Source organism: Aeromonas sp. QDB39, from assembly GCF_027707585.1.
Classification (GTDB): domain Bacteria; phylum Pseudomonadota; class Gammaproteobacteria; order Enterobacterales; family Aeromonadaceae; genus Aeromonas; species Aeromonas hydrophila.
The window spans coordinates 1-24,904 of sequence record NZ_JAPCIV010000053.1 but is presented as its reverse complement, the minus strand read 5'-3'; the positions used below and the strand labels follow the sequence as shown (position 1 = coordinate 24,904).

The following is a 24,904-nucleotide window of genomic DNA, read 5'->3' as shown; positions in this document are numbered from 1 at the left end:
CAACCGCAGATCGTGTTTGATGAACTACGACAGGTTGCTTGATTTGGCGGGTGTTGCACTTCGGAGTTGAATTCGCGTTTTCCTTTTAGTTTTCGTTTTATATGTTGCAAGCCTGAAAACTATAAAGGGATGTGAATGCAGAGTTATTGATTTAGCTCAAACGTTACCAAGAAATAGATAGATGTGTACGGCAGCTTAAGACTCCCGAGATGTGGCTGACAATTGGCGAAATAAACAATAAAAACATATTGATACGTCAATTCAAAATCAAACCAGCCACATTAAAGAATAATTTAAATGCATCTTATCGGAGCTTTAAACGGCTAAAAACGGTTGTTTCACTCGCCCAACCAGAGTATTTTTGCGAGCCATGTAGCCGGGCTGTAAGAAATTCTTTATGAAACCACAAACCAGAAGGGACAAAATAGTAGCCATACTGGCTGCCATCTGGGGTATTGGCTCCTTCCTGTTTATTTTATTGGGATTCGTTCTCGGCATGGCGCTATTAATTCTGACCCACTAAGCCGACTGGCTGGTGTGAGACGCCTGACACCGCAGCCACTCCCCCGCCACAATCTGCTCCGGGTTCAAATCCCACTGCGCCGGCCCCAGTTCCCCGCTATATCCGCGCCAGCGATTCCTTCCCTCCTGCTTGGCCCGGTACAGCGCCATGTCCGCCAGTTTGAAGCTCAGGTTCCAGAACGAATCCTCCAGCTCCCGATGCAGGGGGTAATCGCAGAATCCCAGTGAAGCCGTCATCCAGAGCGGCAACTCTTCGCGCCCGAAGCGGCAGTCGGCAATCTTGCGGCGCAGACGCTCGACCCGCTGGGCAACCCGTGTCGGCTCATCTCCGGTCAGCAGCAGCAGAAACTCCTCGCCACCCAGCCGGATCAGCGGCTCCTCCTCAGCGAGGGCCCCCCGCAGCAACTCCGCCAGCTGGCATAACAGCAGATCGCCGATGTCGTGGCCGAAACGATCGTTGACCTGCTTGAAGTGATCCAGATCCAGGATCAGCAACACCCTGCCTGCCGCCAGCGCATCGCGATTGAGCAACCATTCATCGAGGTAGCGCCGGTTGAAGGCGTGGGTCAGCGGATCCGTATAGGCGGCCGTCTCCATCCTGGATGAATAAGCCTGCAAGGCGCTGTGGTGCAAGCTGATCCTGGCCGCCATCTCCCGGAACTTGCGACTGAGCAGCGCCATCTCCTGACTGCTGTCGATGATCGGCAACACGCTCACATCCTGCTTTTCGGCAAATTTGTGCAGCGCCCCCACCAGCTCGCCGATCGGCCCGAGCACGATGGCGCGCAAGCGGGCCAGCGCCATCAGAATGCAGGCCAAGCTTATCAGCAGCATGCCAATGAAGGTCCAGATCGCCCCCTCCATCGCCCCCCGTAACACGTCACGCTCCTCTTCCACAATCAGGGTCAAGACGGGGGTGCCGTCGTTGTCCAGCAGCAACCCCTCTCCCCTGACACGCTGCAACCCCAGATCCACCAGCCGGTAGCTCATGTATGGCTTGAACGGCTTGAAAGAGCCCTGGTGCTCGCCAGTTCTGGGCTGGGCAATGGTCAAGGCGAGCGCGGTCCGCACCGCCAGATCGTCCAGATAGCGTTCATCCAGCCAACGGGTTGCCAGCAGATAGCCATTGGGTTTGGCATCGTCTAGGGTATTGGTCACCGGCTGCAGCGAGAAGATGAGCGGCCCCCATAACGAGCCTCTCACCCCGCTCAGACTGTGGATCCCCCCCTGCCGCGATTCACGCAGCAGTTGCAGCTTGAGGTCATCCAGAAAGAAGGGGAGCAGGGTGGTGTCCGTATCAGGCGCCTCCGGCAGCAGGGTGCGAGTCCAGATTTCAGAGCCCTGCAAATCCATATAACTCAGCACGTTGAGCTCAAAGTCCCGCATCGGGGTGTCGACCAGCAGATTGGAGTGGATATAGCCCTGATTGGGCCTGGCCAGGAAGTGGTAGCTCTCGTCCCAGATCCCCCAATCCCGGGTGAAAGCATTGATGGCATTGATGTCGCCCTGCACGGCCCTGACCACCCGTTGTAGATGATCCTGCATCCGCCGCTCCTCGACCCGCTGCGCCGCCGGCACCTGGGCCAGCGCGATCACGATGAGCAGCATCAGGATAGCGCCAGCCCAGACGGGGAACATGGAGTAGGCCAGCAAATGATCGATGGAGCGGGACGGTTGAGCCATGGACGCCAATATCCTTTGAATGGCAATGCGAAACGGGAAGGGTCTTGCCCCAAGTATGGAGTATCGGACCGTCTGGAGGTCACTGAATTACCACAATAAAAACAAGGGGCCCAGGGCCCCTTGTCACATTATTGAACGGATTATCGTGCCAGCAGCGGCGCCAGGAAGCGGGCCGTATGGGAATCCTCGCAACGGCTCATCTGCTCCGGCGTCCCCGTCACCAGGATGCGACCGCCGCCGGCGCCCCCCTCCGGCCCCAGATCGACGATCCAGTCGGCGGTTTTGATGACGTCCAGGTTGTGCTCGATGATGACGATGGTGTTGCCGCGATCCCGCAACTGGTGCAGCACCTTGAGCAACTGCTGGATGTCGTGGAAGTGCAGCCCTGTGGTCGGCTCGTCCAGGATATAGAGGGTCTGACCGGTATCCCGCTTGGAGAGCTCCCGTGCCAGCTTGACCCGTTGCGCCTCACCGCCAGAGAGTGTGGTGGCCGACTGGCCGAGCCGGATATAGGAGAGGCCCACGTCCATCAGGGTCTGCAGCTTGCGCGCTACCGCCGGCACCGGATCGAAGAACTCGCGGGCATCTTCCACCGTCATCTCGAGGATTTCGTGGATGTTCTTGCCCTTGTACTTCACCTCCAGAGTCTCGCGGTTGTAGCGCTTGCCCTTGCAGACGTCGCACGGCACGTAGACATCCGGCAGGAAGTGCATCTCCACCTTGATGACCCCATCCCCCTGACAGGCCTCGCAGCGCCCCCCTTTCACGTTGAAGGAGAAGCGACCCGGCTGGTAGCCGCGCGAGCGCGCCTCCTGGGTGCCGGAGAGCAACTCGCGGATCGGGGTAAACAGGCCGGTGTAGGTGGCCGGGTTGGAGCGCGGAGTACGGCCGATGGGGCTCTGGTCGATATCCACCACCTTGTCCAGATGCTCCAGCCCCTCGACGCTCCGATAGGGCGCAGGAGTGGACTCGGTGGCCTTGTTGAGCTCGCGGTGAGCGATGCGGAACAGGGTGTCATTGATCAGGGTCGACTTGCCGGAGCCGGAGACGCCGGTGACGCAGGTCATCACCCCGATGGGCAGATCCAGGTTGACGTTGCGCAGGTTGTTGCCGCTCGCCCCTTTGAGTTTCAGCCACTTGCCGGTGAGCGGCGTGCGCTCGGCGGGAATGGCGATCTGCTTGCGGCCGGAGAGGTAGTCACCGGTCAGCGACTCCGGATTATTGATGATCTCCTCCGGCGTGCCCTGGGCGACGATGGCACCGCCGTGCACCCCGGCCCCCGGGCCGATGTCGAGCACATGGTCGGCGAGGCGGATGGCGTCCTCGTCGTGCTCCACCACGATCACGGTGTTGCCGAGATCGCGCAGATGAGTGAGGGTCTTGAGCAGCCGCTCGTTGTCGCGCTGGTGCAGGCCGATGGAGGGCTCGTCCAGCACGTACATCACCCCCACCAGACCGGCACCGATCTGGCTGGCCAGCCGGATCCGCTGCGCTTCACCGCCGGAGAGGGTCTCGGCGCTGCGCGACAGACTCAGGTAGTTGAGACCCACGTTCACCAGGAAACCGAGCCGCTCGACGATCTCTTTCAAGATCTTCTCGGCAATCTGGGCGCGCTGGCCGGTGAGGTTCAGCCCTTCGAAGAAGGCCAGTGCATCGCCGATGGATTGCTCGGCGATGGCCGGCAGGTTGCGGTTGTCGACGAAGACGTGGCGCGCCTCCTCCCGCAGTCGGCTGCCACCGCAGCTGGTACAGGATTTGTTGGCGATGTATTTGGAGAGCTCTTCGCGCACCGAGTTGGACTCGGTTTCCCGGTAGCGACGCTCCATGTTGTGCAGGATCCCCTCGAACGGGTGCTTGCGCACCACCACGTCGCCGCGATCGTTCATGTAGCGGAACTCGATCTCGGTGCGACCGGAGCCCCGCAGGATCACCTCCTGGGTCTTCAGTGGCAGATCCTCCCACGGCGTCTCCAGATCGAACTTGTAGTGCTCGGAGAGGGATTTCAGCATCTGGAAGTAGTAGAAGCTGCGCTTGTCCCAGCCGCGGATGGCGCCGTTGGCCAGACTGATGGCCGGATCGCCGATCACCTTGGCCGGATCGAAATATTGCTGCACGCCCAGACCATCACAGGTAGGACAGGCACCGGCCGGGTTGTTGAAGGAGAAGATGCGCGGCTCCAGCTCCGACATGGAGTAGCCACACTCCGGGCAGGCGAAGTTGGCGGAGAAGGTCATGGGGGCAACCCCCTCTTCACCGTCCATCGGCACCACCAGTACGATGCCGCCGGAGAGGGTCAGCGCCGTCTCGAACGACTCGGCAAGACGCAGCGCCAGGTCATCGCGCACCTTGAAGCGATCCACCACCACTTCGATGGTGTGCTTCTTGTGCAACTCCAGCGCGGGCGGGTCGGAGAGATCGCACACCTCGCCGTCGATGCGGGCACGGATGTAGCCCTGGGCCGCCAGATTCTCCAGCAGCTTGGTGTGCTCCCCCTTGCGATCGCGCACCACCGGGGCCAGCAGCATCAGCTTGCTCCCCTCCGGCTGGGCCAGCACCTGATCCACCATCTGGCTGATGGTCTGGGCGGCGAGCGGAATGGCGTGGGTCGGGCAGCGCGGCTCACCGACCCGGGCGAACAGCAGACGCAGGTAGTCGTAGATCTCGGTGATGGTGCCGACGGTCGAACGCGGGTTGTGGGAAGTGGACTTCTGCTCGATGGAAATAGCGGGCGAGAGCCCCTCGATATGGTCGACGTCCGGCTTCTCCATCAGGGAGAGGAACTGGCGGGCATAGGCGGAGAGGGACTCCACATAGCGGCGCTGCCCCTCGGCATAGAGGGTATCGAACGCCAGAGAGGATTTGCCCGAACCGGAGAGGCCGGTGACCACGATCAGCTTGTCGCGGGGCAGGGTCAGATTGATGTTCTTGAGGTTGTGGGTGCGAGCACCCCGGACCACGATCTTTTCCATCTTGTTGCACGCTCGATACGGAAACCTGAGCGAGTCAGTATGGCATAGAGACTACTGGATGAATAGACAGGTTTTATCCATCATCCCCATCGATTTCAGAGATACTCCTTGGCCCAGCTCACCGCCTGCAGGCGGTTCTTCACGTTCAATTTCTTGAAGACATTGTAGAGGTGAGACTTGATGGTGTGCTCGCTCACGAACAGGCTGTCGGCGATCTCGGTATTTGAGGCCCCCGTCATCAGGTAGCGGATGATCTCCTGCTCGCGCACGGTCAGCAGCGTCTGGTTGCGCAGGTGGTGTTCCCCGCCCTTGCGATAGTAGTTGACCAGATCGCACAGCAGATGACGCGGGATCCAGTACTCCCCCTCCAGCACCTTGCGAATGCCGAGTACCAGCCGATCCAGCGGATCCTGACAGAAGAAGAGCCCGCTGGTATGGGGCCACATCAGCAGCAACTCCCGATCCGTACTGGTGGGGGCATTGAGCAGCACGGTATTGGCTTCCCCGAAGCGGCTGGAGATCTCCCGTGGCCACCCCGTTTGCTGGCTCGACTTGAGGTAATCCAGATCCACCAGAAACAACGGATGCGGCTCGAGTTCATCCGCTTGAGGCAGGCCTTCCAGTGCACTCACCAGCAGGATGGGCAGAGCCAGCTGTTCGGCCAGGTAGCTCTGAAAGCTGGTCGCCTGCGCATTGTCTTCGGTTACCAATACGATGGGATATGGGGTGATCATGAAGCGCTGGTCCTTGAACATTCCGGCCATGGTGTTTTTCGGCAGCAGAGAGTACCAAGCCCCCCGCAGGCTGCAGCATTAAAAAAGTATTAGACGCCGATGCGCCTCCTTTGAAACTCACCAATTTTCCAAGCAATACAAATAACTAGCCGAGCCCCCCCATTTGGGTGAAATACTGGCCCCTGGCCGGACAGGGGCTGTCACACCGGTCTTTGGCCCCCCTTCTCGCCTCGACCGTTCGATGATATGACTCCCCGTTGCTGCTCACTTGCTGGCCAAGGTCGGCCTCGTGTAAGTTAATCCTTCGTTCGGCGGACACGGGATGGAGCGTCAGGAAGATGTGCGCTCTTTCTCCCCAACTGTTACTATTGCGGGCAAAATCTGAAAACGGGGAGGTGGCCAACTGGCGCGCTGAACCGGACACAGTCATCACATGAGTGGCGGGGCAGCCCTGCAGCGTCGCCTATCTCACAGAAAACAAACGATATGTTGAGTTGGCCCGGGCATATGGCCCGGCCGGTATATAAAGGGTGGAAGAGAGATTATGGCCAGTCGAGGCATCAATAAAGTCATTCTGATCGGTAACCTGGGGCAAGACCCGGAAGTGCGCTACATGCCGAGCGGCGGTGCCGTGACCAATATCACCCTGGCCACCTCCGACACCTGGCGCGACAAGCAGACCGGTGAGCAGAAAGAGCGTACCGAGTGGCACCGCGTTGTCTTCATGGGCAAGCTGGCCGAAGTGGCTGGCGAGTACCTGAAGAAAGGCTCCCAAGTCTATGTTGAAGGCAAGCTGCAGACCCGCAAGTGGCAGGATCAAAGCGGCCAGGAGCGTTACACCACCGAAGTGCTGGTCGATGGCTTCAGCGGCGTGATGCAGATGCTGGGTGGCCGTCCGCAAGGCGGCGCCGGCCAGGGCATGGGTGGCCAGTCTCAGGGCAACTGGGGTCAGCAGCAGGGTATGCAGTCCCAGCAGCCGATGAACCAGGCGCGTCCTGCCCAGGCTCCGCAGCAGAACATGCAGCAACAGGGCAGCTATGCTCGTCCGGCCCAGCAGCCACAGTCTGCACCGCCTGTGTACAATGAGCCGCCGATGGACTTCGACGACGACATTCCGTTCTAAGCAACGTCAGATCCCGGAGGCCCTGTTCATGCAGGGCCTTTTTTTGCCTGTTATTGACGCAGACGTGGCACGCAATCCAGCCTCCTGGCCGGTCTTGCCAGCCATACGTCCCCATATCATTCGCCTTGGGATTATGATCGGGGCAATCCAGTTGCCAGAGAGAACGCATGGGGTCTTGGTATCGAATCTTGTTGTGCGTGGCGGCTTGCGCCACCCTGTTGCTGCCATCCTTGCTGCTGGCCGGCGAGCCATTGCGAGTGGGGGTCAGCTTCGCCATTCCGCCCTATGTGATCGAAGAAGAGGGTCGCGGGATCGAGCTCGACCTGATGAGAGAGGCCTTTCGGGACAGCGGCTATGAGCCTCAATTCGAATATCTGCCGCTGGAGCGCACCTTCCGCATGCTGGAGTCCGGCAAGCTCGATGCCATCATCAACGTCAAACCCGGCATGTTGCACGACGTCTTCCTGTCGCAGCCGGTGATCGCCTTCCACAATCGGGTGTTCACCCTCGGCAAAACCCACATCAGTACTCTGGACGACATGAAGACGCTGAGGGTGAGCGCCTTCCAGCGGGCCCGTCAGGTGTTGGGAGGTGCCTTTGCCAGCATGGCTGACCAGAATCCCCGTTACGAGGAGGTCGCCAAGCAGCAGGGACAGGTGCACAGGTTGATGCTGGGGCGGGTGGATGCGGTGATCCTGGAGCAGCGGGTTTTCTATTACTATCTGGCACAGCTGGCCAACAGCAAATATGGTGCCGAGCTCTATGCTCCCGGCCGGGTCCGGCAATACGATCTGTTTGCGCCGACTCACTACCATTTTGCCTTTCGCCAGGCGACGCAGCAGCGCTGGTTCGATCGCCGGCTCGATGCCATGCGGGCCGATGGCCGTTATCAGCGCATATTTGCCCGCTACGGGGCCACTCCCTGAGCCTCCTGAAAACATAAAAGCCAGCCCGAAAAGGCTGGCTTTTTGTTACTGGCTCCAAAGGAACTACAGCATGGGGAGCGTTACTTCATCGCGCCGCCATTTTTCAGATCTGCTTTCTGACGTTTGGCTTCGCGCTTCTCTTTCAGTGACATCTGCGGTTTTTTCTTGGCATCTTTGCCGTTGTGATGTTCTTTGTTACTCATCATCAAACTCCAAAAATGTTACCCAGACAGTTGGAACCCAGGTTCCAGCATGCCATCCGAATCGTAGACTACAGTACGCTTTCAGTGACGATCCTGCGATCGCACTCAGTCCAGCATACCCCTAATCTTGCGCAAGAATCCACCCTCATCCCATCACCCAGTGGCAGCAGGTGTTCACCCGCTTCCGCTGACCCGATCCGGGCGAGGAATGAACGGCCGGATAAGCGGTTTATTCCTTATAAAATAACGCCAAACAGGTTTATTTCATGGCAGCATGAAATAAAGCACTGAATGCCAAAATGAATTCTCTTTAAATAATGAGAGATAATTTAGATAAGCATTCTCACTATCGCCAGAAACAAAAAGTTACAACCCAAAGCAGCGCCACACAGGACAAGCTGATATTATCCAGCCCTATTTGTGAAAATATTCCAGCGAGAATAAGGACGTCCCATGACCAGAAAAACCAGAGCGGCCTTGGTCTCAGTTTGCTCCAATATCACCTTGATTATCATGAAGATATTTGCCGGCATACTGAGCGGATCCGTCAGTATTATTTCCGAGGCCATTCACTCGGCCATGGACTTGGTGGCGGCATTGATCGCGCTGGTGGCCGTACGCAAATCGGATATTCCCCCCGACCAACGCCACCCCTACGGTCATGACAAAATTGAAAACGTCTCCGGCGTGATCGAAGCGCTGCTGATCCTGCTGGCAGCCGGCTGGATAATATTCGAGGCCGTCGGCAAATTGATCACGCCAACCCCGATCGAGGGGGTGGGTCTCGGTGTGCTGGTAATGCTGTTTTCGGCGCTGGTCAACAGCGGCGTCTCCGCCTACCTCTACCGGGTGGCCAAGGAGGAAGAGTCCGTGGCCCTGGCCGCCGATGCACTGCACCTGAAGGCGGACGTACTGACCTCGCTCGGGGTCGCCGTTGGCCTGCTCGGTATCTGGATCGCCGACAGACTGGGCTACAACCTCTATCTGCTGGATCCCGTTGTTGCCATCTGTGTCGCCCTGTTCATCCTCAAGGAGGCGATCGCCATGCTGAAGCAGGCCTTCCAACCGCTGCTGGACCACAGCATGAACGAGGAAGAGCTGGCCATCACTACCAGAGTGATCGAAGAGTGCTGCCCGGAGCATGGCGGCTTTCACGATCTGCGCAGCCGTCAGGCCGGACGCCGTCGTCACATCGACTTCCACCTGACCTTGCCAAAAGAGATGAGCATCGAGCACTCCCACGCCATCTGCGATCGGATAGAGCAGGGCATCATGCGACACCTCCCCCACGCCGTCGTGCTGATCCATGTTGAACCGAGCGGGCATGGTTAACGACGCTGAGCCGTGCGGGGGAATGCGGCAGGCCATTCACTTCGACAACGGCCATCCGGTGGAGCGGTATTCGAAAACGGCGTCGATTGTGCAATAAACGGCCGGCAGGTGTGGTAGGGTGGACTATTCCCGCCATCAGGAGCACGCCGTGAAAAAGTTGGAAATGAAGGACCTCACCGACGCCGAAAAGGCCGAGATCACCCTGCTGCTCCAAAAAGCACAGGCCAATGCAGATCACCAACTGAGCAATGCCGAGCGTAACCGCATCCGCGAGGAAGGCAGACTCAAGATAGTCGCAGACCGTGCTGCCGCCGCCAAAGTGGCCGCCAAACTGGCACGGGAAAAGGCCAAGGAACGAGCCAGCAAGCAGGTGTTGCCAGAGACATTCAGCTGGGTGGACTCCGTCAGCAACAAGTTTCGCAGCAAACGCTGACGGCCAATCCTCTCGCCCAAACGCCCCCTACCTCAACCAGCCAACTCACACCATGGCGGAGAACCTATCTCTGCCATGATGCGTCCAGCGACCTGCAACGCCGCAGGATCCTGCGCTGCAGACACCCACACCGAGAGTGGCTGCGTCGATATCCGACCACTCGCAGCGAGATAAAATTTGCTTTAAGAAAATGGGCATGTTTTAATCTTTTGCGATGGTTCGGTAGTTCAGACCTGGTTATGTTAGGCAGTCATTTTAGTAAAGCAGCGATTAGTATAAGAATTATCCATGATTCTTCTTATCAAATAATTCTCCTTCTTTAGTGCTCCCCATACGTATTGCTGACGAAAAATCATAGATTGCCATTTGGCACTGTAAACACTATTTAAGGAAATTATCATGTCCAACAAAATGACTGGTACCGTCAAGTTCTTCAACGCCGAGAAAGGTTTTGGCTTCATCTCCCCAACCGACGGCAGCAAAGACGTGTTCGTTCACTTCTCCGCCATCCAGACCCCGGGCTTCAAGACCCTGGACGAAGGTCAGCGCGTTGAGTTCACCATCGAGCAAGGCCAGAAAGGCCCGGCTGCTGCTAACGTAGTAGCTCTGTAATTCAAGCCGGGGATCCGGTCCGCCTGCTCATGCCGGCTGGTACGATCCGCTGCAAGAATTGAAAAAACCCGCTTCGGCGGGTTTTTTGTTGTCTGCCATTTACCATTCCCCCTCTGCCGACCCTCTCAACCTTCTCACTATCCCAGCCCCGCTTCCCGTCACCGCGCCAGACATGCTCCTCATCCCATATCTGCTGGTGAGAGGATAACCGCACAATATTAATGAGATTAATTATCATTTACACATCATCCAGCGATCACTACAATGCCTGCCGACCGACTTGGTGATTATCCAATTGAACCTTTTCTGGTCCTGGTTTCACGCGGGATGCGATGAGACCGCCCCATCGATTCACCCAAAGGATGAATGCATCTTCTTACTAAAAGAGTTCAGGCCAACATGATAACAATGCACCGCAACAAGCTGACCACGCTCATTCTCGCCGCCCTCGCATCACACGCCTATGCCGCCGAGCAGGAGGTCATGGTCGTGACCGCCTCCGGCTTCCAGCAGAAGATCGAGGATACCGCCGCCTCCATCTCGGTGGTGACCCGCGAGCAATTGGAGAAACGCGCCTATCGCGACGTGACCGACGCCCTGAAGGATGTGCCCGGGGTGGTGATCACCGGCGGTGGCAGCAGCAGCGATATCAGCATTCGTGGCATGGGCTCCAAGTACACGTTGATGCTGGTCGACGGCAAACGGGTCGACAGCCGTGGCACCCGTCCCAACAGCGACGGCCCCGGCATCGAGCAGGGCTGGCTGCCGCCGCTGCAGGCGATCGAGCGGATCGAAGTGGTGCGTGGCCCCATGTCCTCCCGCTACGGCTCTGACGCCATGGGCGGCGTCATCAACGTCATCACCCGCAAGACCGCCAGCATGACCGCCTGGCAGGGCTCGCTGCATGCCGACTCGACCTTCCAGGAGAACAAGGAATCCGGCGACATCTTCCAGACCAACGCTTACACGGCCGGCGCTCTGGTGGATGGACTGCTGGGGGTGCGGGTGAACGGCCAGCTCTCCCACCGCGGTGAGGATCAGTTCCAGAACGGTTTCGCCGAGCAGGAGATGCGCAGCGGTACGGCCGTCTTCAGCCTGACCCCGGACGAGCACAACCGCTTCGATTTCGAGGCCAGTCGCGGCCTGCAGGATCGCAACCGCACACCGGGTGAATCTCTCTCGGCCAAGTCAAAACCCAGCCTGAGCACCTACGAGCGCACCAACTTCGCCATCACCCACGACGGCCGCTATGACTTCGGCTCCTCCACCAGCTACCTGCAGCGGGAAGAGAACACCAACCCCGGCCGTCAGATGAAGCTCATCAACACCATCGCCGATACCCACACCCAGTTTGAACTGGGGGCTCACTATCTGAGCGTGGGCGGCCAGTACCGCTACGAGGATCTGCAGGATCAGGGCAACCAGCTCAACGTGGCCAACCGCGCCAATCAGCTGACCCGCTGGAGCTGGGCCATGTTCGTGGAAGATGAGTGGTCGCTGACCGACACCTTCGCCCTGACCGGCGGCGTGCGGATGGATCAGGACCAGAACTACGGCACCCACTGGAGCCCGCGTCTGTACGGGGTCTGGCACCTGGCCGACTCCTGGACGCTGAAAGGGGGCGTCTCCACCGGTTATCGTTCACCGGATCTGCGCATGTCGGCCGCCAACTGGGGCCAGGCCACCGGCGGCGGCACTCAGGACGGCATGCTGGTCGGCAGCCCGGAACTGAAACCGGAAACCAGCGTGAGCCAGGAGATCGCCCTGCTGTGGGATGGTCAACAAGGCTTGAACACAGGGCTGACCCTGTTCAATACCGACTTCGAAGACAAGATCTCCGAAATCCGCCGCTGCGAAAGCAAGAGCAACCCCTCCTGCACCCTGAACGGTCACACCTATGACTTCATCAGCGACCGCATCAACGTCGACAAGGCGAATATGCGCGGGGTGGAAGGCACGGCCAACTGGACCATCAATGACGCCTGGTCGCTGGCCTCCAGCTACACCTTCACCCAGTCCGAGCAGAAGAGTGGGGCGATGGAAGGCAAGCCGCTGAACCAGATGCCGCGCCACATGTTCAACACCACGGTCGACTGGCAGACCACCGAAACCGTCAGCCTCTGGTCACGGGTCAACTTCCGCAGCAAGACCTCCGATTACCTGAGCCGGGTCAAGATGGCCGAGGGCACCCCCTCCTACACCTTCTTCGACACCGGTCTGGTCTACAAGGCCAACGAACACCTGGATGTCACCGCCGGTGTCTACAACCTGTTCGACAAGACGGTGGATTACACCAGCTTCGGTACCGTGCTGGATGGTCGCCGCTACACCCTGGGCATGACCTACAACTTCTGATGACACGCCGCCGCCCGCTCTGGGCGGCGGTTTTTTATTTCCCCGCCTCGCCAGCCCCCTCTTTCACGTAGCTTGCCGCCTGCCAGGTGTTGCGCCCCTGCGATTTGGCGCCATACATCAGCTGATCCGCCTGCAACAACACCCGTCGACCTTCCGCCCCGCCCCCTGCCGGCACCCACACCGCCCCCGTGCTGATGGAGATGCCGAGCGCCCCGGCGCTGGTTGGCAACTTGTGGCTATTCACCTCCCGCCCGATCCGGGCGGCCCACTGCTGCAGCGTCGCCATGTCCGCCACCAGCAGGCTGATGCAAAACTCCTCCCCGCCGATGCGGGCAAACAGGGCGCTGGCGGGCAGCACCCGCTGTACCTGCGCCACCATGGCCGACAACACCTCGTCCCCGACCCCGTGGCCGAAGTGATCGTTGATCCCCTTGAAGCGATCGAGATCGAACAGCAGCAGGGCCGAGGCCTGACCGCTGGCCAGCCGCTGCTCCAGCAGTGGCAAAAAGGCGCGCCGGTTGAGGATGCCGGTCATGGAGTCGGTGCCGGCAAGGCGCTCCAGCCTGGCGTTGGCCTGGATAAGCTCCGCGGTGCGGCTCGCCACCGCCCGCCGCAACTGGATGATGTAGGCCATCAGCACCAGGCCGCCGATGGCCAGCAGCCAGGGCCAGAGATGGACCGGGTAGACGGTCTCGATGTGCATCCACTTGCGGACGATCCGTTCCCGATCCGCCTCGCCGATGCGGGAGAAGCCCTGCTCCAGCTCCTGCTGCAACGCCTGGTTGCCCTTGGCGACGGCGAAGCGGATCTCGTCGCTGTAGAGGTGGCGCACCGGGATGAAGCGGGTGGGATCCGCCGAGGTGTAGATGTAGAAGTTGGCCACCTGCAGATCGGCGATGAAGGCATCCAGCTCGCCGCTGAAGGCCGCCCGCAGCATGGCGTCGTTGTCATCGAAGGTGCGCAGGCGCGTGGTGGGGAAGTGCTTGCGGGCGTAGTACTCCTCGTAGCCCCCCGTCACCACCCCCACGCTCTCGTGCAGCAGGTAGTAGTTCACGTCCGAACCGCGCAGGGAGTTGGCGAAGAAGAGCTGGGAGTCGACATGGGAGAGGGCCTGACCGTAGTCGTAGACCAGATTGCGCTCCGGCGACCAGAGCAGGCCGCCATGGACATCGGCCTGGCCGTTGCGAACCAGGTCCAGCGAGGCCTGCCAATCCACCAGCTTGAACTGGATCGGACGACCGGTAACCCTGCCATATTCGCGCCACAGATCGATCAGCAGGCCATCGGGCTGACCCTCTTCATTGAGGTAGGAGAAGGGCTGCCAGGCCTTGGAGTTGGTCACGATGAGCGGCTTGGGCGGCGTATTTGCCAACACGGGCCACGCCTGTGCCAAGAGCAACAACCACACCCCGCACCAGACTCGCCACCGAAAACCAGAATCGCCCGCCATCCCTGCACCAACCTTGCTGTTTGGCCGTCTGTGCGGCCATCGATTATCGCCACCTTCAGCATAGAAGAACAAGCATGAGCGAGTATGAAATAGGCGTGATTTCAGTCAGATAAGTGCAAGATAAAAAACGGGGAGGCGGCTCGTCGCCATCCTCCCCGCCCTGCTCCTGCCGCTCTTACAGCGGCAGGCTGATGCGCGCTTCCAGCCCGCCCTGTTCCCGGTTGTGCAGGGTCAGCTCGCCGCCGTGCTGGTGCACCAGGGTGCGGGCGATGGAGAGCCCCAGCCCCACGCTGCCGGATTCGGTGTTGCGGGCCTCATCGAGCCGCACGAACGGCTTGAACACGTCCTCCAGCCTGGCCGGATCGATGCCGGGCCCCTGATCACAGACCCGGATCACCAGCTCGCTGTCGGTGCGCTCCAGCGACACCTCGGCGCTGCCGGCGTACTTGATGGCGTTGCCGATGAGGTTTTGCAGCACCCGCCGCAGGGTATTGGCGCGGCAGGCATAGACCTGCTTGCCTTCCGCCAGGCAGGTAACCGGCTGGCCGGTGTCGGCATAGTCGTCGCACAGGCTCTCCAGCAGGCTCACCAGATCCAGCTCCCGGGTCGCCTCCTGCTGCCCCTCCTCCCGGGCAAAGCTGAGGGTCGCCGCCAGCATCTGCTCCATCTGCTGCAGGGTCTGCTGGATCCGCTCCTTGTCCTCCCCCTCGTCCAGAAACTCGGTGCGCAGCCGCAGGCTGGTGATGGGGGTGCGCAGGTCGTGGGAGATGGCCGCCAGCATCCGGGTGCGGTCCTGCACGAAACGATCGAGCCGGGTGTGCATGCGGTTGAACGCCTGGATGGATTCGCGCACCTCGGTCGGACCCTCTTCCCGCAGCGGCTCTATGTCCTCGCCACGGCCGAGCCGATCCGCGTTGGCGGCCAGCTGCTTGAGCGGCAGGGTGGCGCGGCGGAACAGCCAGATCATCAGGCCGATCACCAGGCTCGCCACCAGCATCAGGTTGAGGGTGGTCTGCCAGGACCAGCTGGCCGATTCTTTGTCCACCAGCGAGCTGAACTGCAGCCAGCCACCGCGCGGCAGCTGGATGGAGCCGTACAGCCGCATGTCCTGCGGTGGCGGCATCCCCTTGCGATCCTTCATCATCCGGCTGTGGTGCTGCCAGGCGCGGCTGCGCTGGGCATCCTGCTTGAGCTCGGCGCTGATCTCCACCATCAGGGTCAAGGGGTAGCCCAGCCGGGAGCGCACCAGCTGCTCGAAGCGGGGGCTGCGGTTGTCCGGTTGCAGCGGCTCGTCGGCGATGCGCAGCAGCAGGGTCTCGCTGCGGCTCGCCTTGATGATCTCGTCATAGAGGGAGGGGGGCGAAAGGGCCAGCAGCCGCACCACGGAGACGATGCGCTGCATGGCGTTGCGGCTGTTGATGTAGCCGAGCGCCTCCTCCCGATCCGTACGGTAGATCTGGATGCTGAGCAGCTGGATCAATACCAGCCCGGCCAGCGCCACCAGGATGATCTGGCCGGTCAGCCCCTTGGGCCACAGTTTCGACCAGCCACGCTTGAGGATCCCCACGGCCTTATACCTGGGTCACATCGGCGGCGAACAGGTAACCGCCGCCCCAGATGGTCTTGATCAGCTCCGGGTTCTTGGGATCCCGCTCCAGCTTGCGCCGCAGCCGGCTCACCAGGGTGTCGATGGCCCGGTCGAACGCCACCGCCTCGCGGCCACGGGCCAGATCCAGCAGTTGATCCCGGCTCAGCACCCGCTGCGGCCGCTCCAGAAAGACCCGCAGCAGGTCGAATTCGGCGGTGGAGAGGCTCAGGCCCACCCCTTCCTCATCCACCAGCTCGCGCCGGTTGATGTCGAGCAGCCAGCGATCGAAGCGCAGATCCCGGGTCAGCGTTTCGGCCGCCGGCTGCGGCTCGACCTGGGTGCGACGCATCACCGCCTTGATGCGGGCCAGCAGCTCGCGCGGATTGAACGGCTTGGCGAGGTAGTCGTCGGCCCCCATCTCCAGCCCTATGATGCGGTCGGTCTCCTCCCCCATGGCGGTGAGCATGATAATGGGCAGGCTGGACTTGGCCCGCAGCTCGCGGCAGAGGGTCAGGCCATCTTCCCCCGGCATCATCAGATCCAGCACCAGCAGATCGAACTCCCGCTCCTCCAGCAGCCGCTTCATCTCCTTGCCATCCCGGGCACAACTGACCCGCAGGCCGTGCTGTTCCAGAAAACGCTTCAGCAGATCGCGGATCTCGCTGTGATCGTCGACCACCAGAATGTGGGTGCTGCTTTGGTTCATGAGGCCTCTCCTGTTAGAGCTGGCACGAGTATACGAAAATCTGCCGGGCGGTTTGTGTCAAAGTGTGCCAGATCAGCAAGATGCCACACTCTGCTACAAAAAAGCGCCCGTTCGGCAAAGTTGAGACACAAGCCGGCTGTTTACTGTGGCCATCCCATCGGTTGCAGGAGTAGACAGGCCATGCTGGCCCTCACCACCCCCTTGCTGCTGGCCTTTGCCGCCAGCGAAGCCCTTGCCAGAAAGGCGAGCGGCAGCTCACCCCAACCGGCGAGCCCCCCGAACCATAAGCAGACATCCCCCGCCGACAGGGCCCCCGGCCGCTGCGACGCCAAGGGAGCGACCGAACCCCCTTCGTCATGATGTGCGGCCGCCAGGCGGCGGCTGCGCACCCTGACTTTTCTGCCGCCATCTTGCGGCGAGTCATACCAAGGAGAGCAATATCATGATCAACAAGAGCCTGACTCTGTTAATGCTGGCCGGCCTGGCCCACACCGGCCTGGCCCAGGCCGCCCTGCCCGCCGACGTCAGTGCCGCCCCCGGCCTGCTGTTCGTCAACTGGCACGACGCCGTCAGCAGCAATGAGGCACACCCCACCCTGGTGATCCGCAATGCCACCGGCGACGTGCTCAAGCGGGTGCCTGCCGAGTTGCAGGGGATGCAGCAGGTGCGTCTGCCGATGCGGGCCCAGGGTGACCTGACCCTCAGCCTGGACGGCGAGAGCAGCAGCTATCGCATGCCCTACAGCGTCGGCAGCGGTCGCCAGCGCTAAGCCGACCCCAGCCTAAAAATACCCCGCCAGCGGGCGACGCTGACGGGGTATTTTTATTTCCCGCCCGGCATGCGCCCGGTCAAGCCCTGTACAGCGTCACCGTGTCACACTCTGCTACAAAATAGGCTTCAACTGGCAAAGTTCAGACACCAGTCTGGTGTTTACTTAGGGTCAAGGCGAGCAAGCCGACCCCGAACTCAATCCGCAAGGAGATAGACCATGAAAAAACTGACCAAGACCCTGCTGACCGCCACCCTGATCCTTGGCCTGCCGCTCGGCGCCTATGCCGCCAGCGAAGCCGTCACCACCGCCCAGCCCGGCATGATGACCGACTGCCCGATGGATGGCAGCGGCATGATGGGCGGCAAGCACCATGGCGGCCGCCACGACAAGATGGCCCGCATGCAGAACATGACGCCGGAGCAGATCCAGACTCACCTGCAGCAGCGTTACGACAAGATCGAAGACCCGGCCAAGAAAGCTGAATTCGTGAAAAACCTGAGCCTGCGTGCCGACGGCATGACCAAGCACGCCGAAGCGATGAAGCAGTTCGCCGAAGCGCATCAGTAAACGCGCCTCGACCCGAAACAGGGTGGCCTCGGCCACCCTTTTTTCGTTCCGCCCTCCCGCTCGGCCGGTTACCCGCCGAGATCCACTCCAACATCCCTCACTTCCCTTCCTCCCTGCTCCGGGTTCTGTGAGCGATAACAAACGTTTTATGTTCGAAATAGCTAATAATGACGCCTCGCATAACAAGGTCGCCCATCGGCGAGCCAATACAAGACAGGAGTCGTTATGGGGTGGAGTCTGGGGACAATCAAGGGGCGCTATAGCGCCGTTTTTGTGGGATTCATGGCGCTGGTATGTGCCCTGACGGTATTTGGCATCCAGCTCTGGATCAAGCCGGCGCTGCAGAAGGCCGGTGAACAGAATGTGGCGCTGCGGGTCAGCGAGATCGCCACCGACATCCGCGATCAGCTCAACGGGGTGCAGAGCCAGTCCCGCAGCATCACCCAGCTGGTCGCCCAGTTGCCGAGCGAACAGATCGATGCCCTGCTGCCAGCGCTGATCGATCAATACGGCAATGCCATGGTGTTTGGCGGCGGCATCTGGCCACTGCCGGATCAGCGGGAAGCCGGTCGCGCCAAGTTCAGCACCTTCTATCACAGGGATGCGGCCAACAAGCTGATCCCCAACACCTACTGGAACTCTGCTGAGGCCCCCAACTACTTCGAACAACCCTGGCATAAGGCGGGACAGCAAGCCCCTCAAGGCATGTGTGCCTGGGCCGCCGCCTACAAGGACGGCGCCAGCCAGCAGCCGAGAACCAACTGCGCCATGGGGATCTACCGCAATGGAGCCCTCTACGGGGTGTCGACCATAGACGTGACCCTGGGCTTCTTCAACGATCTGGTGGCCAGCAAGGAGCAGGAGATCGGTGGCCAGGTGATGATCGTCGAGGCTGACGGCAAGATCCTGAGCCGAAACGCCCGCCTGAACGGTGATGTGGTGCTGGGCAATCTCTCCGCTCACGCCGATTATCCCTTCGCCAGCGCCATTGCCGGCCTGCTCGGTCAAGCCCGCAGCCAGGCGCAGTTGCGCACCACTTTCCAGGATCAGGGGGAGGAGCAGACCCTGCTGCTGCAAGCCATCGAGGGGACTCCCTGGTTGCTGGCGACCGCCTTGCCAACCAGCCTGCTGACGCAAGACAGCAGGGATGTGCTCACCACCCTGGCCTCTATCCAGCTGCCACTGGTAGGGCTGCTGTTCGGGTTGATGTTGCTGGCCGTCAGTCAACTCGGCAACCGGCTGCAGACCCTCAAGCAGAATATCGATGCCCTCAGTGCCGGTGATGCCGACCTGACCGCCCGCATTCAGGTGAAGGGGCACGATGAGCTGGATCACATCGCCCTGTCGGTGAACCGCTTCATCGCCTATCTGCAGCAGATGATGGTACAGGTGACGGACGCCACCGATCTCATCACCCACGAGCTGGCACGCCTCGATCAGCAGACCGGCCAGGCCAGACGGATCCTGAACGAACACGCCGCCGAAACGGAGCAGGTGGTCACCGCACTCACCGAACTCAGCTCCACCGCCGACAGCGTGGCGCAACACGCCAGCGATTCGGCCAGCTTCACCGACGCCGCCAACGGCCAGGCCGCCAATTCACGCACCGTGGTGGGATCGGCTTCCGCCAGCGTGGTGGCCCTGATCGATGAAGTGGATCTGGCGGCCGCCAAGGTGCTGGAGATGCAGGAGGATGCCCAGCAGATCGGCAGCGTGCTCGGGGTGATCGGCGGCATCGCCGCCCAGACCAACCTGCTGGCGCTCAATGCCGCCATTGAAGCGGCGCGGGCCGGTGAGCAGGGACGCGGGTTCGCAGTGGTCGCCGACGAGGTGCGTGCCCTGGCCGCGCGCACCCAGAACAGCACGGCCGAGGTGGGCAGCATGCTGTCGCGCCTCACCCAGGGCGTCGCCGAAGCCGTGGTCGCCATGGAACATACCAAGCGCAGCTGTCAGACGGCAGCGGATACCACGGGCCAGGTGACGGGGGGGCTCGACAACATGGCCGACTCAGTGGTGCGGATCCACGACCTCAGCAGCCAGATCGCCACCGCCGCCGAGGAGCAGAGCCGGGTAACCGAGGAGATCAACCGCAACATGGTGAGCATTCGCGACATGCTCAACCTGCTGCTGGAAAACGGCCAGCACACCGAACAGAGTGCAGCGGCGCTGCTCAGCTCCAATCGCCAGTTGCTGGCGCTGGTACACCGCTTCAAGGTTTGACGGCCAGCATCAGACAGCAAAAAGGGGCCTGTGGGCCCCTTTTTTCATGCACGTCTTTCAGACTCAAGCCTTGGTCTTGTCGACCAGGTTCAGGGTCTTGACGGTCTCGCCTTCGAACTTGATGAGCACGTTCTTCTGAGCGGCTTCGGCATCCTTGAACAGGGTCTTGGAGGTCTCTGCCAGCATGGGAGAAACCTTGTTCAGGGCACCCAGGTCATAGGTCCACACATCCAGACCGGCTTCGGTCTTGGTGCTGGCCGGTGCGCCCAGCTTGTCCTTGATGGCCTGCTTGTTGGAGCCGCCTTCCTTGATGTCCAGCGCCTTCTTGATCGCTTCATTGGAGGCGCTGTCCATGGCGGAGCCGGCCATCTCTTTGGCAGTGCTGGTCACGCTGCTGGTCACTGTGTCGGTCAGGGAATCCATCAGGCCGGCGTTGGCCATCAGGGGCAGTGCAGTCAGGGCAACCAGGATGCTCTTTTTCATCGTTTCATGTCTCGCGGGGGATTAAAGAGCGCGCATCAGACCAGCGTACTCGTACGGAGTCAAGATGAGGGTGCGGTCAAGACGCATTCGGGGGGGATAACCAGAATAATCCGACATGGCGGCGGCTTCGCCGGACCATCGACGCAGGCTATGGGCGGACTACTCGCAGATCTGGTTCTTGCCCGTCAGCTTGGCCTGGTAGAGGGCCCGATCCACCCGCACCATCAGCTGGCTCATGTGCTCGTCCGGCTGGTACTCGGCCAGCCCGAAGCTCATGGTGATATCGAAGTGCTGGCAGACTCGCGACTGCACCAGCAGCTCCCGCAGCTTGTCGGCGACCAGCCGGCCATCGAGCCGGCCGGTATTGGGCAGCACCACCATGAACTCGTCGCCACCCCAGCGGGCAATAAGATCTATTTCGCGGATGTGGCTGCGCACCAGCGCCACTATGTTGATCAGGGTCTGATCCCCGGCGTGGTGGCCGTGGTTGTCGTTGATCTGCTTGAAGTCATCCACGTCCATGGCGATGACGGAGAAGGGCTGGTGAAAGCGCTTGGCCCGCTCGCACTCCTGGCGGATGGCCCGCTCCAGCCGGTAGCGGCTGGCGGCGCCGGTCAGGGCGTCGGTCTCCGCCAGCTGGCGGTTCTCCTCCGCCTTCTGCTGCAACGCCTCGTTGAGCCGCACCAGCTCGGCGGTGCGCTCGGCAATCTGTTGCTCCAGGGTGTGGTTGCGCCGCTCCAGCTGCTCCAGCAGCAGCTTCTGGGCGTGGATGTTGCGATGGGCGCCGATCATCCGGGCCACCGACCCATCCGGGTTGCGGGCGATGATACGGCCGCAATCCTCGATCCAGATATAGTCGCCGGCGCGGCTGCGGCAGCGATACTCGACCCGGTAATCGGGGGCGGCGCCGCTCAGGTAGGCATCGAAGCTGGCCATCACCCGATCCATGTCGTCGGGGTGGATCACGCTCTCCCAGGTGAAGACGTTGTTGCCCAGGGAGTGAGCTTCATAGCCCAGCATCTGATACCAGCCCGGATTGCGATAGACGAAGCCGGTATTGGCATTCCAGTCCCAGATCCCGTCGCTCACCACCGCCAGAATGCCGTGTATTACGGCCTCGCTGACGTCCGAGATCCTGATCGTGTCGCTGTCCTGCAGCATGGAGACCATCCTTGTCTTGCCGCCCCGCAAAGTGCAGGGCATTCCAGCCTGATGTTGAGAAATGACAGCGGCAGACAGCTGCACAGCCCGCTATCCGTTGATCGATGAAAACCGCCACCGCTTGTTCCGGTTATCGGCCGCCATCGGGTTCGTCTGAATAACAGTAGCAACCAGTGTGGCTCAATATTTCACCCTTGTCCGGTTTTAAAGGCGGGATGATGCAGGCTGCGATAGTAGCTGGGCGCCAGGCCATGCTGGCGTTTGAAGGCGGTGGAGAAGTGGTACTCGTTCTTGAAGCCGCACTGCTCGGCCAGCAGCTTCACCGAGTCGGCCCGGCTGGCCAGCAAGAGCGCCGCCCGCTGCAGCCGCAGCCGTTGCAGCAGCGCCATGGGGGCCAGCGCAAAGTGCTGCTGACAGAGCCGGTAGAGCTGACGTTCGGAGAGGTGCAGGGCGCCGGCCATGCGCGCTATGTCCCACGGCTCGGTCAGCGCCTCTTTGAGCAGCAATTCGAGGCGCAGCGCCAGCCGCTCGCCACGCCGTTGCCCCTCCCCCTTCTGCAGCAGCCGGCGCAGGTAAAAGCCGAGCTGCTCAACCAGCAGGGCGCTGAGCAGCGGGTCCTGATGACGTTCCTGCTCCGCATAGAGGTTCTCGAGCGTGCGCAGCACGGTGGCCTGCTGGGAGGTACAGCCGAGCCGGGGATGGCTGGCGAAGGCATCCCAGGGGGAATCCTTGTGCAGTAGCAGCCACACCAGCTCCCACTCGCCCGTCTCACTCAATGGCTGATCCAACGGCTCGTTCACCTGCTCACTAAGCTGCTCACCAAGCTGGTAGCAGAGCGGCTCCCCGGCCGGGATCAACGCCCACTCCCCGACCTGCAACCGCTCGCGGCGATCCCCTACCTGCACCTCCCCCTCGCCGCCCAGGGTCAGCAGAAAGCAGTGCACATCGGCAAAGCGGCGCGCGATACGGTAGCGGGTCTTGAGACGGGAATAGCCCGCCAGCCAGACCTGCTCCTGTGCGAGGGCCGGCAGCAGGCTGTCACAACAGATCTGCTCGCGGCAGTCGGGGGAGACATCGACAAGATCGGTGTTGGCAGTTTCAGACATCATCAGGACGGGCTCAGCCATGTCGAAGGGACAGGCCCCAGCATAACATCAAGGGCATCAAGTCACAGGAGACCAGCCATGCATATCCATCACGTCGCCATCTGGGCGCAGGATCTGGAGGCACTCAAGGCATTCTACTGCACCCTGTTTGGCGGGCAGGCCAATGAGCGCTATCACAACCCGAGCAAACAGTTCAGCTCTTACTTCGTGCGCTTCGAGGGGGGCGCCAGCCTGGAGCTGATGCACACCCCCATCCTGTTTCCGGCGGATCTGCACCTGCCACACCCGTTGCAGGGGCTGGCCCATATCGCCTTCTCCCTCGGCAGCGTGGAGGAGGTGGACAAGATGACCGCCCGCCTCAAGCTGCTGAAAGGCGCCGAGGTGAAGCACCTGGACGGCCCCCGCTGGACCGGCGATGGCTATTACGAGAGCACCTTCCTCGACCCGGAAGGCAACCGACTGGAGCTCACCATCTAATACCTGAATGCTCCCCTCACCCTAACCCTCTCCCAAAGGGAGAGGGGATAAAACCGCATCGGGGATATGATCGCCCACCACACCGGTTTGGCTAACCGCAATCCATCAGCTACGTAGGTTCGGTTAGCGAAGCGTAATCGGACAGCATATTTGCTCCCTTCTCCCCTTGCGGGAGAAGGGCTGGGGATGAGGGGTTGGAAAAAGAGATGCTCAACAAACATGGGGCTTCATTATTAGAAGCCACAGCCAACGCAACTTGTAGATTAGGACTGAACCTACGAAGCCAAACTTACGATTTTTTAAAAAATAAAAATAAGTTTTGCTAGATAGATTGAAAATCTCTAGCAATATACAAATATTTTATTGAGTTTGTCCTCACCATTATTTATCATGTTTTCGCTTACTTATTTAGGAAGTAAGGTGTATCACAAGCTGTCAAGTAGAACGCTCACCAGTACACTGGCTAGCAGACGACTTGCATGGCCGCAGCTGACTAGTAGACTCACGTCGAACACTCCTGCGATGATGGTATCATATATCATATCTGACATTCGTGGCCGGCATCATATCGATGTTGTGAATGCGTATTTAAGTACGTTTGTTAAGCCCGGATTGGGAATCGGATGGCCACAGTCCTTTACCTTTCCGGGTTTTGCAATTTAAGGCTTTATATAATGAACTCAGAAAATAAATGGTTTCGGAGTCGTGGTTACTTACATTTTGATTCTCCAGTAAAATTGCGGAAAGCATGTAAGATAGTAAAATCTCCCCTCAATGTCGCCCAACATGCATTCTTCCCGCTAATAAAGTACGATATACAAAGCCTTAAAATATCAATAGACAAAGATGGTAATGTTCTAAAGAAAATCAAAACAAGACCAATTTCATACGCATCACATGTCGACTCTCACATTTATTCTTACTATGCAGAGCTATTATCTGATTTATATGAAAAAACCCTCTCTGAATCGCAATTAAAAGACTCCGTCCTTGCTTTCAGGTCTCTTGGTAAAAGTAATATTGATTTTGCCAACATAGCTTTTGAAAAAATAAAGTCTTATGGTAATTGCACTGCAATCGCGATGGATATTTCTGGTTTTTTTGATAATTTAGATCATGAAATACTCAAAACAATGTGGTATAAACTACTCCAAGAAAACTCATTACCAAATGACCACTTTAATATATATAGGTCTCTAACAAAATCCTCCGTAGTCAATAGAGACATGTTGTATACGGCACTTAAAGTATCTAAAAACAATCCCAACACTGCAGGATTAAGACTCTGCGATATAAAAACTTTTAGAGAGAAAGTACGAGGCCTTGAGTTAATAAAAACCAACTTGACTGGAAAAGGCATACCACAAGGAACATCTATAAGTGCCCTTCTCTCTAACATATATATGCTAAATAACTGATCCCAATAGTGCTACACCTTCGCTGTGCCATAGCCATTCCCCGGGAAAGGAGACACGGTATCCA

The 24,904-nt window shown here is 59.8% G+C and carries 22 protein-coding genes; 12 read left to right on the top strand and 10 right to left on the bottom strand.

Annotated features, from left to right (window positions below; genetic code table 11):
• Positions 1-519 precede the first annotated feature (519 nt).
• From PG899_RS21985 to PG899_RS21975, 3 genes are all read right to left on the bottom strand, one after another.
• Positions 520-2,205 carry a diguanylate cyclase gene (locus PG899_RS21985; protein WP_179101486.1) on the bottom strand — a complete coding sequence of 562 codons (1,686 nt, stop codon included), beginning with the start codon at positions 2,203-2,205 and terminating at the stop codon, positions 520-522.
• Between the two features lie 140 nt (positions 2,206-2,345).
• On the bottom strand, positions 2,346-5,174 hold the full coding sequence (gene uvrA, locus PG899_RS21980; protein WP_011707637.1) for an excinuclease ABC subunit UvrA: 2,829 nt from the start codon (positions 5,172-5,174) through the stop codon (positions 2,346-2,348).
• Positions 5,175-5,269: 95 nt separating this feature from the next.
• Positions 5,270-5,929, bottom strand: coding sequence for a LuxR C-terminal-related transcriptional regulator (locus PG899_RS21975; RefSeq protein WP_077097353.1), 660 nt, complete (start codon positions 5,927-5,929; stop codon positions 5,270-5,272).
• Positions 5,930-6,452: 523 nt separating this feature from the next.
• Here PG899_RS21975 and PG899_RS21970 point away from each other — a divergent pair.
• Together PG899_RS21970 and PG899_RS21965 are read left to right on the top strand one after the other, a co-directional pair.
• Positions 6,453-7,031, top strand: coding sequence for a single-stranded DNA-binding protein (locus PG899_RS21970; RefSeq protein WP_077097351.1), 579 nt, complete (start codon positions 6,453-6,455; stop codon positions 7,029-7,031).
• Between the two features lie 167 nt (positions 7,032-7,198).
• Positions 7,199-7,957 (top strand): substrate-binding periplasmic protein, encoded by a 759-nt coding sequence (locus tag PG899_RS21965; RefSeq protein ID WP_077097349.1) that lies wholly within the window; start codon positions 7,199-7,201, stop codon positions 7,955-7,957.
• Between the two features lie 80 nt (positions 7,958-8,037).
• Here the strand turns inward: PG899_RS21965 and PG899_RS21960 are convergent, their stop codons facing one another.
• Positions 8,038-8,160: a hypothetical protein gene (locus PG899_RS21960; protein ID WP_011707641.1), complete on the bottom strand. Its 123-nt coding sequence runs from the start codon at positions 8,158-8,160 to the stop codon at positions 8,038-8,040.
• Positions 8,161-8,613: 453 nt separating this feature from the next.
• Between PG899_RS21960 and PG899_RS21955 the strand changes: the two genes are divergently transcribed.
• From PG899_RS21955 to PG899_RS21940, 4 genes are all read left to right on the top strand, one after another.
• A complete protein-coding gene (locus PG899_RS21955; protein ID WP_077097346.1) occupies positions 8,614-9,492 on the top strand; it encodes a cation diffusion facilitator family transporter in 879 nt (292 codons plus the stop codon).
• 148 nt (positions 9,493-9,640) lie between these two features.
• A complete protein-coding gene (locus PG899_RS21950) occupies positions 9,641-9,925 on the top strand; it encodes a DUF3811 domain-containing protein (protein ID WP_024946369.1) in 285 nt (94 codons plus the stop codon).
• A gap of 399 nt (positions 9,926-10,324) precedes the next feature.
• Positions 10,325-10,537 carry a transcription antiterminator/RNA stability regulator CspE gene (gene cspE, locus PG899_RS21945; RefSeq protein WP_011707644.1) on the top strand — a complete coding sequence of 71 codons (213 nt, stop codon included), beginning with the start codon at positions 10,325-10,327 and terminating at the stop codon, positions 10,535-10,537.
• A 408-nt stretch (positions 10,538-10,945) separates the two neighbouring features.
• Complete coding sequence (locus tag PG899_RS21940; protein ID WP_139391707.1) at positions 10,946-12,892, top strand: ligand-gated channel protein; 1,947 nt, start codon at positions 10,946-10,948, stop codon at positions 12,890-12,892.
• A 34-nt stretch (positions 12,893-12,926) separates the two neighbouring features.
• On the opposite strand, the gene PG899_RS21935 is transcribed toward PG899_RS21940, so the two are convergent.
• The 3 genes from PG899_RS21935 to PG899_RS21925 all read right to left on the bottom strand — a co-directional run bounded on the left by PG899_RS21935 (position 12,927) and on the right by PG899_RS21925 (position 16,636).
• A complete protein-coding gene (locus PG899_RS21935; RefSeq protein ID WP_190283810.1) occupies positions 12,927-14,414 on the bottom strand; it encodes a transporter substrate-binding domain-containing diguanylate cyclase in 1,488 nt (495 codons plus the stop codon).
• Between the two features lie 103 nt (positions 14,415-14,517).
• A complete protein-coding gene (locus PG899_RS21930; RefSeq protein WP_077096484.1) occupies positions 14,518-15,909 on the bottom strand; it encodes an ATP-binding protein in 1,392 nt (463 codons plus the stop codon).
• 4 nt (positions 15,910-15,913) lie between these two features.
• Entirely contained in the window at positions 15,914-16,636 is a 723-nt protein-coding gene (locus tag PG899_RS21925) for a response regulator (RefSeq protein ID WP_011707648.1), read from the bottom strand.
• Between the two features lie 180 nt (positions 16,637-16,816).
• On the opposite strand from PG899_RS21925, the gene PG899_RS21920 reads away from it, so the two are divergent.
• The 4 genes from PG899_RS21920 to PG899_RS21905 all read left to right on the top strand — a co-directional run bounded on the left by PG899_RS21920 (position 16,817) and on the right by PG899_RS21905 (position 20,195).
• Positions 16,817-16,996: a hypothetical protein gene (locus PG899_RS21920; protein ID WP_102987847.1), complete on the top strand. Its 180-nt coding sequence runs from the start codon at positions 16,817-16,819 to the stop codon at positions 16,994-16,996.
• Positions 16,997-17,078: 82 nt separating this feature from the next.
• The gene (locus tag PG899_RS21915; RefSeq protein WP_011707649.1) at positions 17,079-17,405 is read left to right on the top strand and encodes a hypothetical protein; all 327 of its coding nucleotides are present in this window, start codon (positions 17,079-17,081) and stop codon (positions 17,403-17,405) included.
• A gap of 219 nt (positions 17,406-17,624) precedes the next feature.
• The gene (locus PG899_RS21910; RefSeq protein ID WP_011707650.1) at positions 17,625-17,975 is read left to right on the top strand and encodes a hypothetical protein; all 351 of its coding nucleotides are present in this window, start codon (positions 17,625-17,627) and stop codon (positions 17,973-17,975) included.
• A 225-nt stretch (positions 17,976-18,200) separates the two neighbouring features.
• Positions 18,201-20,195: a methyl-accepting chemotaxis protein gene (locus tag PG899_RS21905; RefSeq protein WP_077096482.1), complete on the top strand. Its 1,995-nt coding sequence runs from the start codon at positions 18,201-18,203 to the stop codon at positions 20,193-20,195.
• Between the two features lie 63 nt (positions 20,196-20,258).
• Here PG899_RS21905 and PG899_RS21900 read toward each other — a convergent pair whose 3' ends face one another.
• The 3 genes from PG899_RS21900 to PG899_RS21890 form a co-directional block, all read right to left on the bottom strand.
• Entirely contained in the window at positions 20,259-20,678 is a 420-nt protein-coding gene (locus PG899_RS21900) for a hypothetical protein (RefSeq protein ID WP_077096481.1), read from the bottom strand.
• 159 nt (positions 20,679-20,837) lie between these two features.
• Positions 20,838-21,839 (bottom strand): sensor domain-containing diguanylate cyclase, encoded by a 1,002-nt coding sequence (locus PG899_RS21895; protein WP_077096480.1) that lies wholly within the window; start codon positions 21,837-21,839, stop codon positions 20,838-20,840.
• 188 nt (positions 21,840-22,027) lie between these two features.
• Positions 22,028-22,948, bottom strand: coding sequence for a helix-turn-helix transcriptional regulator (locus tag PG899_RS21890; protein WP_179101440.1), 921 nt, complete (start codon positions 22,946-22,948; stop codon positions 22,028-22,030).
• A gap of 75 nt (positions 22,949-23,023) precedes the next feature.
• Between PG899_RS21890 and PG899_RS21885 the strand changes: the two genes are divergently transcribed.
• A complete protein-coding gene (locus tag PG899_RS21885; RefSeq protein ID WP_042065484.1) occupies positions 23,024-23,422 on the top strand; it encodes a VOC family protein in 399 nt (132 codons plus the stop codon).
• Between the two features lie 674 nt (positions 23,423-24,096).
• Positions 24,097-24,840 (top strand): hypothetical protein, encoded by a 744-nt coding sequence (locus tag PG899_RS21880; RefSeq protein WP_270697685.1) that lies wholly within the window; start codon positions 24,097-24,099, stop codon positions 24,838-24,840.
• Positions 24,841-24,904 lie beyond the last annotated feature (64 nt).

What these genes read in the sequence shown, in the direction of transcription:
- PG899_RS21880 (WP_270697685.1), top strand. Translation starts at nt 24,097, where the DNA reads ATGAACTCAGAAAATAAATGGTTTCGGAGTCGTGGTTACTTACATTTT.
- PG899_RS21920 (WP_102987847.1), top strand. Translation starts at nt 16,817, where the DNA reads ATGCTGGCCCTCACCACCCCCTTGCTGCTGGCCTTTGCCGCCAGCGAA.
- PG899_RS21975 (WP_077097353.1), bottom strand. Translation starts at nt 5,929, where the DNA reads ATGTTCAAGGACCAGCGCTTCATGATCACCCCATATCCCATCGTATTG.
- PG899_RS21905 (WP_077096482.1), top strand. Translation starts at nt 18,201, where the DNA reads ATGGGGTGGAGTCTGGGGACAATCAAGGGGCGCTATAGCGCCGTTTTT.
- PG899_RS21955 (WP_077097346.1), top strand. Translation starts at nt 8,614, where the DNA reads ATGACCAGAAAAACCAGAGCGGCCTTGGTCTCAGTTTGCTCCAATATC.
- PG899_RS21885 (WP_042065484.1), top strand. Translation starts at nt 23,024, where the DNA reads ATGCATATCCATCACGTCGCCATCTGGGCGCAGGATCTGGAGGCACTC.
- PG899_RS21890 (WP_179101440.1), bottom strand. Translation starts at nt 22,948, where the DNA reads ATGATGTCTGAAACTGCCAACACCGATCTTGTCGATGTCTCCCCCGAC.
- PG899_RS21965 (WP_077097349.1), top strand. Translation starts at nt 7,199, where the DNA reads ATGGGGTCTTGGTATCGAATCTTGTTGTGCGTGGCGGCTTGCGCCACC.
- PG899_RS21985 (WP_179101486.1), bottom strand. Translation starts at nt 2,205, where the DNA reads ATGGCTCAACCGTCCCGCTCCATCGATCATTTGCTGGCCTACTCCATG.
- PG899_RS21925 (WP_011707648.1), bottom strand. Translation starts at nt 16,636, where the DNA reads ATGAACCAAAGCAGCACCCACATTCTGGTGGTCGACGATCACAGCGAG.
- PG899_RS21900 (WP_077096481.1), bottom strand. Translation starts at nt 20,678, where the DNA reads ATGAAAAAGAGCATCCTGGTTGCCCTGACTGCACTGCCCCTGATGGCC.
- uvrA (WP_011707637.1), bottom strand. Translation starts at nt 5,174, where the DNA reads ATGGAAAAGATCGTGGTCCGGGGTGCTCGCACCCACAACCTCAAGAAC.
- PG899_RS21940 (WP_139391707.1), top strand. Translation starts at nt 10,946, where the DNA reads ATGCACCGCAACAAGCTGACCACGCTCATTCTCGCCGCCCTCGCATCA.
- PG899_RS21910 (WP_011707650.1), top strand. Translation starts at nt 17,625, where the DNA reads ATGAAAAAACTGACCAAGACCCTGCTGACCGCCACCCTGATCCTTGGC.
- PG899_RS21970 (WP_077097351.1), top strand. Translation starts at nt 6,453, where the DNA reads ATGGCCAGTCGAGGCATCAATAAAGTCATTCTGATCGGTAACCTGGGG.
- PG899_RS21895 (WP_077096480.1), bottom strand. Translation starts at nt 21,839, where the DNA reads ATGCTGCAGGACAGCGACACGATCAGGATCTCGGACGTCAGCGAGGCC.
- PG899_RS21915 (WP_011707649.1), top strand. Translation starts at nt 17,079, where the DNA reads ATGATCAACAAGAGCCTGACTCTGTTAATGCTGGCCGGCCTGGCCCAC.
- PG899_RS21960 (WP_011707641.1), bottom strand. Translation starts at nt 8,160, where the DNA reads ATGAGTAACAAAGAACATCACAACGGCAAAGATGCCAAGAAAAAACCG.
- cspE (WP_011707644.1), top strand. Translation starts at nt 10,325, where the DNA reads ATGTCCAACAAAATGACTGGTACCGTCAAGTTCTTCAACGCCGAGAAA.